Here is a 10340-nt window from a genome sequence, read left to right as displayed (position 1 = left end):
TCGCGGACCTCTTCACGGCCGTGCCGGAACTGATCGAGAAGATCTGATCCAGCCTGTCGCGACACAATCCAAGGCCCGCCTGAAATGGCGGGCCTTTCGCTTTCAGGTGCTTCGGTCCGTCATCCCCATAGTGCCGTCAGAACAGGGCGCAACTGACCTACCGCCTCTTGATGGGCCAATGGTCCCAGCATGCCGGCGGCAGCAGGCGCTTCCAAAGGCGAAAAAACCATACCGCGCGTGCCCTGTGCCAATGCGGACGGACTGGCCGTCACTTCGACCAATGCGGTGACCAAAGGGCGCAGGGTCTCAAGCATGGAACGGTCGATAAACAGCGGATCTTGCCCAAGATCTTCGCCACGCGCCCTTTCAACGAGTGCCAAACCCTTATCCCTATCGGGGGTATGATCCGAGAACCACAGCAGGATCGTTCTCCCGCCGATCGCCTGCAAAAGATGGCGCATCCCCGACAGCCATGCCGATTTCAGTTCGTCACGGATCATCAGATAGCGCTCTGGCGCCAACTGTCTGAGCGAGGATAGCAGATGCCGGTTGAACGCGTATTCGGTGAAATCCACATCGCGGAACATCTGCTTCATCAGGCCGGACGCATTCAGAAAGCGGTCATTGCGGCGTGAATGGACCGTGTAGAACCTGTTGGACATGTTCTGCGCCCCCATCACCTGCACCACGGTCACGCGCGCCTTTTCGGCGACGTCGACCACTGTAGGGTCGTTCAGAAACACATCCACCCCCGCATTCTGCCAGCCGAAGTTGACGCATGTGATGCCTGTTTCAGCCTCTAGCAGGGCCGGAAAGGGCTTTTCGATAAAGCGCCCGAATGTCTCGGACCCGCCAAGGAACAACGCATAATCCCCGATCAGGCTGCGACGCGGCCCTCTGAAGTGCAAGCGCGACCGGCCATAACGGCACGGAAGATAGTCAAGGCCAGCACGGCCTGTCGTGTCAAAGGTCATTAAACCCACCCATAAATTCAAACTCACCCGACAGCAGAGTCGCAGCAAGGCGTTGCGAATTCCCTAAAAGTTCAATCAGTCAAAAGTTTTAACGATTGCACCCGGTGCCTGTGCCCTTGCAGGTGGTCCGGCCTCCGGCCTATTGTCGGGCGGTCAGGCATAACGGGAAAGCGGGTCACGCATGGATATTCAGAGCATCGGCATTGTTGGCGCAGGACAGATGGGCAACGGTATCGCGCATGTCATGGCTTTGGCCGGCTACGACGTGTTGATGACCGATATCAGTCAGGATGCGCTGGATGCGGCCGTGGCGCTGATTTCCCGTAATCTTGACCGTCAGGTCAGCCGTGAGAAGATCAGCCAGTCCGACAAGGACGCGGCCATGGCGCGTATCAAGACTACCCCGACGCTGGCCGATCTTGGGCCTTGCGATCTGATTGTCGAAGCCGCGACCGAGCGCGAGACCATCAAACAGAAGATTTTTGACGATCTGCTGCCCCATCTCGCGCCACATACGATTCTGACATCGAACACCTCTTCTATCTCGATCACACGTCTGGCCAGCCGGACGGACCGGCCCGAACGGTTCATGGGTTTCCACTTCATGAACCCCGTGCCGGTGATGCAACTGGTCGAGTTGATCCGCGGAATCGCCACTGATGGCCCGACCTACGATGCCTGCCTGAAGGTGGTCGAGAAGCTGGGAAAAACCGCCGCTTCTGCCGAGGATTTTCCAGCCTTTATTGTAAACCGTATTCTGATGCCGATGATCAACGAAGCGGTCTATACGCTTTACGAAGGCGTGGGATCGGTCAAATCCATCGACGAATCCATGAAATTGGGGGCCAATCATCCGATGGGGCCGCTGGAACTGGCCGATTTTATCGGGCTGGATACCTGCCTTGCGATTATGAACGTGTTGCATGACGGCCTGGCCGACACAAAATACCGCCCCTGCCCGCTGCTGACAAAATATGTTGAAGCAGGCTGGCTGGGTCGCAAAACGCAACGCGGGTTCTACGACTACCGTGGCGAGGTTCCTGTCCCGACGCGCTGAGCGTTTCTTTCTGCTCAAAGTATCCTCGGGGGAAGGCCCGCAAGGGACTGGGGGCAGACAGTCCCCTGTGCCCTGTCAGTCTTTCAAAGCCAGAGTATGCGCGCGCAACCATGCCATAAAAGCCCGCGGATCGCGTCCGCGCTTCTCGGCTTCCTCCGGCGAGATCGGATAGCCGATGACAGGAGCCTGCGGTTTGTCAAAGGCGTGCACGACCTCGTGCAACAACAAGCCCTGACGCAAAACAGGTGAAATACGGTTGGCGATCTGGTACCAGCGCGAATTCGATCCGGGGAAATAGCAGGGCACCACAGTTGCACCTGACCGGCGGATCATCTTGGCCGTAAAGACATTCCACTCGGCCTCGATAGCGGGGCCGAACATCGTTTGCGACGTGGCTACGACACCCGACGGGAACAGCGCGATCAGGCCACCTTTGGACAGATGCTCCATCGCCGCGTTGCGCATCTCTATCATCTTGGACTGTGCGTCGGGTTCATGCGGAAAGGGCACAGGGATCATGTAGCTGGCAGCACTCTGGTCGATGCCCGTGAGCAAAGAGCGTGTCAGTATCCGGTAATCGTCGCGCACCCGCCCGATCAGATCGGCAAGGATCATCCCGTCTACCAGTCCATGCGGATGGTTGGCCACGAACACGACAGGCCCTTCTGCCGGAATGCGGGCAAGCTGCTCTGCCGGTGTCAGCAGGTCTATGCCCATCACATCCATCGTCGCAGGCCAGAAGGCCTGTCCTGTCGGGGCACCGCGCCGTTCAAACTCCCGCACGCGGCGCACGATGGTCAGCTTGCCGGTCAACCATTCCAGTGCACGAATAATGGTCCCGCGCAGCGGGCTGTCGAAGGTGTTGGAATAGGTCAGGCTTCGCCTGTCATAGAGCGCCGTATGCTGGGCGGCTTCTCCGTCATGGTCCGATGCCGTGCTGTGTTCTTGAATATCGACCACCTCGATGTCACCGTATTCGCCTGCATGTGGGCAGGCTACATTCCTTCGCCGAACCGGTCGGCAACAAGCGCTTCCAATGCGTCCGCCAAGGCTTGGGCGTCCGGGCCGGAAGTGTGGACCTCAATAGTGGTTCCCTTTGACGCTGCCAACATCAAAAGCCCCATGATACTGTCACCCGATGCGCTTTGCCCCTCGCGGCTGACCTCGGCGCGGGCGTCGAAGCCTTCAACAACCTCGACCAGCTTTGCCGAAGCACGGGCATGCAGGCCCTTCTCGTTAACGATCTTCAAGCTGCGTTGCACTATGTCCGACATGGGAGGCCTTAGTCTGTGGTTATGTTCTGGCTGTCAATGTATTTGCGCCCTGCCTCCAGCGCGTTGCGCACAGCATCGCCGACAGGCAGATGCCGACTTTTCGCAAGTTTGATCAGCATGGGCAGATTGGCACCATAGAGAATGCGTCGGTCATCCGGTGCACAGGCCCGCAGGGACAGGTTGCTGGGCGATCCGCCGAACATGTCGGTCACGACAACGACACCGCTGCCGCTATCGACAGCATCCGCAGCTTCCATGATTTCCTGCTGTTTCATGGCGCGATCGTGATCTGCTTCGATCGAGATTGCCAGAATACCTTTCTGCTGACCCACAACATGCTCGACTGCCGCCAGATATTCGCGGGCAAGTCCACCATGTGCTACGATCACGATCCCGATCAAGGACGCCTTCCTTCAGTTCGATATGGGGCTGGTAGCAAGACGACCAGCAGATAAAGAGGCGTCATGACGCTCCAGTTCGCGATGTCTTATTGACACTTGCCAACCGTCCTTAGCAAGGGTCAAGCCAAGCTTTTCTGCCATTGCAACCGACCTGTGTTGCCCGCCGGTACACCCGAAGCCCAAGGCGAAATGCGATTTTCCCTCGTCGCTATAGGCTGGCAACAACAACTTTGTCAGATCCAGCACCTTTTCGAAGAATGCGCCCTCGCGCGGGTCCGTTGCGATATGGGTGGCGACGCGAGGATCGCGGCCGTCCAGCCCTCTCAGGCTTTCTTCCCAATAGGGATTTCGCAGGAAACGGCAATCCATCACCATATCCATCCCGCGCGGCATGCCGCGCTTATAGGAGAAGGAGTTGATCGTGACGGCCATATGCCGGCCACCTGCACCTGCGAACATACGCTCGATTTCGGCGCGCAACTCGTGAGGCGACAGATCGGAGGTGTCGATCAGGATATCCGCACGCGCCCTGATCGGCACCAGAAGATCAATCTCGCGCCCGATTCCGATATCGGGGCTTTCTGCGGGCGCCATCGGATGGCGTCGCCGTGTTTCGGAATACCGCCGCTCCAGAACTTCGGGGCGGCTGTCGAGATACAGAAGCTCCGGATCGACATTCGGGGTCGTTCCCAGCCTGTCGATGGTTTCGATCAGCGCATTCGTCGAAAAATCGCGGTTCCGCACATCAAGGCCCAACGCCAACGGGCGGTTCAACGGCGGGCCATCCAGAAGGCGCGGCAACATCGACAGCGGCAGGTTGTCGATCGCCTCGAATCCCAGATCCTCCAGCGCATTGATCGCAGTCGACCGCCCCGCACCCGAGGGTCCGGTTACCAGAACAACACGTTGCCCGGCACCCGGCCTGTCTGCTTGCTGATCGCTGCCAGAGGTCGCCATTTCCGTCATTCTATCCTTTGCCTGCCATCCTTTGCCCGCCATCCTTTGTCTTGTGATCATGCAAAACGACCTGCCTTGAGGTATTGCAGAATAGCAGCCGGAAAAGCGCTGCTATCGACCATGTGAAGCAAAGGGACCGGAATAGACAAGAATTCGCAGTGACGTGAGGGCGGCAAGCGCTGCGTTTCGGTCTGGTCCAGATTGACCGCCAACGCGACAGGGCTAGGGCCGACGACGTCGGCATTGAGGATTCCCACGCCACGCGCCTCGATCCTGCCGCGCAAGGAATCGGGAACAGAGGCCATCAGGTGGGGTTGGCCACGACGATCCGCGACAGTCAGACAGGTGCGGTCATCCGCGACAAGTCCCGCGCCCAGCGCCATCAGTTGCAATGCAAGACCGGATTTCCCACGGCCGGAGGCCCCGCTTATCAGGACCGCCCGACCGTCATAGGACACGCAACTGGCATGTATGATCAAAGGGGTGTCATACGTCGCGCCTGAACCTGCCCGCTGGCCTGCCCGCATCTCAGACCGGAAGGCCCACAACGAAGCGCGCGCCCAGCGGCTCCGAGGTGATATCAGCATCCGTTGGACGGATATTCTCGGCCCAGATCACACCGTCATGCGCTTCGACGATCTGTTTGGAAATTGCCAAACCAAGGCCGGAATTGTTTCCGAACTGGCCCGCTGGCCGCTCTGAATAGAACCGCTTGAACACCTTGCTCAGCGCTTCTTCAGGGATGCCCGGACCAGTATCCTCGACCACTACCAGAACCCTGTTCTCGCGCTGGCGCACCCAAATACGGATCGCGTCGCCATCCTCGCAAAAGCTGATCGCATTCGTGATCAGGTTGACAAAAACCTGAGCCAGCCGCGCCTCGAGCCCATGCACGATGATCGGCTTGTCGGGCAAGTCGGTGATAAAGTCGATCCCTTGCCCGCGCGCTTCCTGTCCAAGATATTCGCCCAGATTGCCGAGCATTGTCAGCAGGTCGAACGGTTCCTGCTCTTCCTTGACAAGCTCACTGTCCAGCCGCGATGCGTTCGAGATATCCGACACAAGCCGATCCAGACGCCGGACATCATGTTCAATCACTTCCAGCAGCTTTTCCCGCTGGTCTTCGCGCTTGGCCACCCGCATCGTCCCGACAGCAGACCGCAGCGAGGCTAGGGGATTCTTGATCTCATGCGCGACATCTGCCGCAAACTGTTCGTTTCCATCGATCCGATCGTAGAGCGCTGACACCATACCGCGCAGCGCGCCGGACAGCCGCCCGATCTCGTCAGGACGCGCAGTCAGATCAGGGATACGGATGCGCCCGTTCGCTGCTTTGCGCCGGTCCTTATCGCGCCCGATTTCCGCAGCCGCCGCCAGATCAGAGATCGGGTTGGCGATAGTGGATGCCAGAACGATGCTCAGACCAATCGAGACAAGCGTCGCAATCAGGAACATCTGCAAAACACGCTCCCGCTCGCCGCGCACCAGCATGTCGATCTCTCCGCCAGCACTGACAAGCGCCACCGCGCCAATGGTTTGCCCGCCCAATTGGACAGGGCTTGCCACGGTAAAGGTCGTCGTGCCAGCCGGGTCCTGTGCTGTCTGATATGTCGTACCGCCAGTCAAGGCCTGCAGAACACGCTCGCGGGCCTGTGCCTCATGGGTCAGCGGTGTCTCGCTTTCGCTGAAAGATGCCAGCCCCGAGATGCCGGACCAGAGCCATGACAGAAAGTCCACGATCACTGTCGGATCACTGGGCGCTTCGTCACCTGCCTGCAGGATGCCACGGCCCGTGCCTTCGGCAACCTTGGTGGCGGAGGCATCGAACACGAAAACCTCAAGCCCCTGCCGCAAGTTCAGCATGCCGATGGTTTCGACCACATCCGCTTCGTCGGCCCCTGACAGGCTGCTTGCAGATCCGGCAGCGGCCTTGGCTTCGAACACATTTGCGATCAGTTCGGCCTCGGCCACAAGGCTGTTGATACGCTGGACCGCCAGCGGCTCCCGCGAGGAGTTCATCAGCAGGATTCCGGCAACAAGTATATTGAGCGCCACCAGATTGAAGGTGATGATCTTGCGTGTCAGAGGCGAGTCTTTCAGCGAAAACAACCCGCGGCGTTCACGCCTGTGACGCAGTTCCCCTTCGACAGTCGTATCCGGAGCAACGAAATCGTCACCCAGAATCACATCACCGTCACGCCGGGGCGTTGCGTCGCGCAAACTGATCCTTTCTGCGAAAGCCATCACTCTTCGTTATATCTGTAGCCGATACCATAAAGTGTCTCGATCGCCGAAAACTCGGAATCGGCTGTCCGCATCTTCTTACGCAGTCTCTTGATATGGCTGTCGATTGTCCGGTCATCCACATAGACCTGATCATCATAGGCCACATCCATCAACTGATCACGGCTTTTCACGAATCCGGGGCGCTGTGCAAGCGCCTGCAGCAACAGGAATTCTGTCACGGTCAGCGACACATCACGACCTTTCCAGCTGACGGAATGGCGCAGCGGGTCCATCCGCAAGTCGCCGCGTTCCATCACCTTGGTCTCTTCAGTGTCCCCGACGACATCACCGGCAACCGCTTCCTGACGCCGTAACAGTGCGCGGATGCGTTCAACAAGAAGACGCTGCGAAAAGGGTTTCTTGACGTAGTCATCCGCCCCCATCCGCAGGCCCAAAACCTCGTCGATCTCGTCATCCTTGGAGGTCAGGAAGATCACCGGCATCGAGGTTTTCTGCCGCAGTCGCTGCAACAGATCCATCCCATCCATGCGGGGCATCTTGATATCCAGCACAGCCATATCGGGCATTTTCTTGTTGAATGCATCCAGCGCGGACTGGCCGTCGTTGTAAGTATCGACCTCGAACCCTTCAGCTTCGAGGGTCATGGCCACCGATGTCAGAATGTTTCTGTCATCGTCCACAAGGGCGATCTTCGACATGGTTAAGTTCCTTGTACTGCTCATTGCGCCTAAATTTTTCCTTAATTCATCGTCTTTTTGGTCTTTACAATCAATCCCTAACTGCGAATCAGTTGAGGCCTGCGTCGCATTTGATCGTAAAATATCTAAGCAATGGCTAAATTGCATCAGGTATGCTTTCCGACATGGGACAGTATCCAAGAGAATGACGGATGATTGCGCTAACCTGCGACTGGTTGCGCTAACTATGAAAAACCCTCCTGTTCCTTCATCGGATCGTCATGTTAAGAGGCACCGCAACGGTGCATTAGGCCCGGTCGTCGGCGCGCCCACGGCGTCACGTGAACATGGATCGCCGCCCATCAAGCGGCTACAGGAGCTTGGCAATATGGCATTTGGACGGGTAAACCCGCAATTCCGGCTTGACGATCAAGGGATCAACGGGTTGGGCAATGTCTTTTACAACCTTATGGAGCCCGCGCTGATCGAAGCGGCTCTGAAGAATGGTGAAGGCACTCTCGGACAAGGCGGCGCATTCCTTGTGACGACCGGCAAGTTCACAGGCCGCTCCCCCAAGGACAAGCACGTTGTCAGAACTGCTTCCGTCGAGGACAGCATCTGGTGGGAAAACAACGCGGCCATGTCGCCCGAAGGTTTCGACGCTCTGCATGCCGATATGCTGGCCCATATGAAAGGCCGCGACTATTACGTGCAGGATCTGGTGGCTGGTGCCGATCCAGAACTGGCGATCAATGTGCGGATGGTGACCGAGCTTGCATGGCACGGATTGTTCATCCGCCATCTGCTGCGCCGCCCCGACCGCGAGGCGCTTGACCGCTTCACAGCAGATTTCACCGTGATCAACTGCCCAAGCTTCAAGGCAGACCCTGCGCGTCACAACTGCCGTTCGGAAACCGTCATCGCGATGAATTTCGACGCCAAGGTGATTCTGATCGGCGGCACCGAATACGCGGGCGAGAACAAGAAATCTGTCTTTACCCTGCTGAACTACCTGCTTCCGGACAAAGGTGTGATGCCGATGCATTGCTCGGCCAACCACGCGACCGGCAACCCTGTCGACACCGCTGTCTTCTTCGGCTTGTCCGGCACCGGCAAAACGACCCTGTCGGCTGATCCCGCGCGGACCCTGATCGGTGATGACGAGCACGGCTGGTCGGATCGCGGCACCTTCAACTTCGAGGGTGGGTGCTATGCCAAAACCATCAACCTGAGCGCCGAGGCCGAACCCGAAATCTACGCGACCACCTCCAAGTTCGGCACGGTGATCGAGAACATGATTTTCGATCCCGAAACTTTCGAACTGGACTTCGACGATGACAGCCTGACCGCGAATATGCGCTGTGCCTATCCGCTCGATTATATCTCGAACGCATCAGAAACGGCTTTGGGCGGGCATCCCAAGAACGTCATCATGCTGACCTGCGATGCCTTTGGCGTCTTGCCCCCGATTGCGCGACTGACTCCGGCGCAGGCGATGTACCACTTCCTGTCGGGCTTCACCTCCAAGGTGGCAGGCACCGAGCGCGGCGTGACCGAGCCTGAGCCTACATTCTCGACCTGTTTCGGTGCCCCTTTCATGCCGCGCCGCCCTGAGGCTTACGGCAAGCTGTTGCAGGCAAAAATCGCCAAGCATGGCGCGACCTGTTGGCTGGTCAACACCGGCTGGACCGGCGGCGCCTATGGCACCGGCAGCCGCATGCCGATCAAGGCGACCCGCGCCCTGCTGACCGCCGCCTTGGATGGCAGCCTGAACGATGTCGAGTTCCGCAAGGACGAGAATTTCGGCTTCGATGTGCCTGTCGCAGTCGAAGGCGTGGCTGAAGTTCTGCTGGACCCGCGCCGCACATGGCACGATCCCGAAGCCTATGATCGTCAGGCCGCAAAACTGGTCGAGATGTTCGCCAACAACTTCGCCCAATACGTGCCGTTCATCGACGACGACGTCAAAGCGGCCGCGATCGGCTGATCCAGCCGGATCGTTTCCCCAAAGACTTTGGCAAAATTTCAGACAACCCCGGTCCCGCCAGACCGGGGTTTCCTGTTTCTGCTAAAAGCTTGCCCGCCGAACTGCAGCCAGTGAGTGCTTAGCGCAGGATCAACTGACCAGATCGTCGATCCGGACGCTGAGCAGATAGCGCAGATCCTCGCGCGAGATGTAAGCGGTAAAAGCTTCGATCGCACGCTCCCTGTCCACGACTTTCCATGACAACGAGGCGGGTTCGGTGTGCATGAAGCCTGCACGCTCGACCAACCCTTTGAAGGCGACCGAACGGACCATGAATGCGAAAATAAAATCAGGGTTCAGATCACGCAAGGCAAGGGCAAAACCCATCCGCGACAAGACCGAAGACAGACCACGTCCGCGATAATTGCCTTCATTCTCGTCCAGCCACATCTCGCCATGATAGCAAAGCTTGCCCTTGATTCGCTTCGCCCCCGGCCCCGCCCTGTAGCGCGAGGCCGCCATGTCCAGCGGCACTCCCGCTGGCGGAAACTGCCGGAACGAACGGCGCAGGTAACTGCCAAGGGACTGCTCTCCGACATCGACCAGACGGACTGCTTGCGTATGGGCAAGCTGACCTTGTGCTGTATGTCCACATACCCAAAAAGCGTTATTTTTCGTTAGGTTATGCATGTCGGCCCGAAAAGGCAGACTGACCGGCTGATGCGGCCTACCTTCACTGACGATCCGCTTATACTCGTTAAAATCGTGACCGACGGTCACTATCATT

At 58.3% G+C, this 10340-nt stretch carries 11 protein-coding genes; 2 read left to right on the top strand and 9 right to left on the bottom strand.

Annotated elements, in window-relative coordinates; all coding sequences use genetic code 11:
* Nucleotides 1-119: 119 nt before the first annotated feature.
* Nucleotides 120-974 (bottom strand): DUF6473 family protein, encoded by an 855-nt coding sequence (locus K7H22_RS12435; protein ID WP_230801166.1) that lies wholly within the window; start codon nucleotides 972-974, stop codon nucleotides 120-122.
* 181 nt (nucleotides 975-1155) lie between these two features.
* Here K7H22_RS12435 and K7H22_RS12430 point away from each other — a divergent pair, with 181 nt between their 5' ends.
* Nucleotides 1156-2031 carry a 3-hydroxybutyryl-CoA dehydrogenase gene (locus K7H22_RS12430; protein WP_230801165.1) on the top strand — a complete coding sequence of 292 codons (876 nt, stop codon included), beginning with the start codon at nucleotides 1156-1158 and terminating at the stop codon, nucleotides 2029-2031.
* A 75-nt stretch (nucleotides 2032-2106) separates the two neighbouring features.
* Here the strand turns inward: K7H22_RS12430 and K7H22_RS12425 are convergent, their stop codons facing one another.
* From K7H22_RS12425 to K7H22_RS12395, 7 genes are read right to left on the bottom strand one after another with little or no spacing between them, the layout of a single operon-like run.
* Nucleotides 2107-2982, bottom strand: coding sequence for a lysophospholipid acyltransferase family protein (locus K7H22_RS12425; protein WP_230801187.1), 876 nt, complete (start codon nucleotides 2980-2982; stop codon nucleotides 2107-2109).
* 44 nt (nucleotides 2983-3026) lie between these two features.
* Nucleotides 3027-3305 carry an HPr family phosphocarrier protein gene (locus K7H22_RS12420; RefSeq protein ID WP_230801164.1) on the bottom strand — a complete coding sequence of 93 codons (279 nt, stop codon included), beginning with the start codon at nucleotides 3303-3305 and terminating at the stop codon, nucleotides 3027-3029.
* 8 nt (nucleotides 3306-3313) lie between these two features.
* Nucleotides 3314-3706, bottom strand: a complete 393-nt coding sequence (locus K7H22_RS12415; RefSeq protein WP_230801163.1) for a PTS sugar transporter subunit IIA — start codon at nucleotides 3704-3706, stop codon at nucleotides 3314-3316.
* Nucleotides 3707-3718: 12 nt separating this feature from the next.
* Entirely contained in the window at nucleotides 3719-4663 is a 945-nt protein-coding gene (gene rapZ, locus K7H22_RS12410) for an RNase adapter RapZ (protein WP_230801186.1), read from the bottom strand.
* A gap of 56 nt (nucleotides 4664-4719) precedes the next feature.
* Nucleotides 4720-5142 (bottom strand): HPr kinase/phosphorylase, encoded by a 423-nt coding sequence (locus tag K7H22_RS12405; protein WP_230801162.1) that lies wholly within the window; start codon nucleotides 5140-5142, stop codon nucleotides 4720-4722.
* 49 nt (nucleotides 5143-5191) lie between these two features.
* Nucleotides 5192-6907 (bottom strand): sensor histidine kinase, encoded by a 1716-nt coding sequence (locus K7H22_RS12400; RefSeq protein WP_230801161.1) that lies wholly within the window; start codon nucleotides 6905-6907, stop codon nucleotides 5192-5194.
* The gene (locus tag K7H22_RS12395; protein WP_230801160.1) at nucleotides 6907-7608 is read right to left on the bottom strand and encodes a response regulator transcription factor; all 702 of its coding nucleotides are present in this window, start codon (nucleotides 7606-7608) and stop codon (nucleotides 6907-6909) included. The genes K7H22_RS12400 and K7H22_RS12395 overlap by 1 nt, the downstream gene beginning before the upstream one ends.
* A gap of 367 nt (nucleotides 7609-7975) precedes the next feature.
* On the opposite strand from K7H22_RS12395, the gene K7H22_RS12390 reads away from it, so the two are divergent.
* Nucleotides 7976-9574: a phosphoenolpyruvate carboxykinase gene (locus K7H22_RS12390; RefSeq protein ID WP_230801159.1), complete on the top strand. Its 1599-nt coding sequence runs from the start codon at nucleotides 7976-7978 to the stop codon at nucleotides 9572-9574.
* A gap of 129 nt (nucleotides 9575-9703) precedes the next feature.
* Here the strand turns inward: K7H22_RS12390 and K7H22_RS12385 are convergent, their stop codons facing one another.
* Entirely contained in the window at nucleotides 9704-10339 is a 636-nt protein-coding gene (locus K7H22_RS12385; protein ID WP_230801158.1) for a hypothetical protein, read from the bottom strand.
* Nucleotide 10340 lies beyond the last annotated feature (1 nt).

Source organism: Seohaeicola saemankumensis, assembly GCF_021021435.1.
Classification (GTDB): Bacteria; Pseudomonadota; Alphaproteobacteria; order Rhodobacterales; family Rhodobacteraceae; genus Seohaeicola.
The sequence above is the reverse complement of the archived record's forward strand: the minus strand, read 5'-3'. Positions and strand labels throughout refer to the sequence as shown.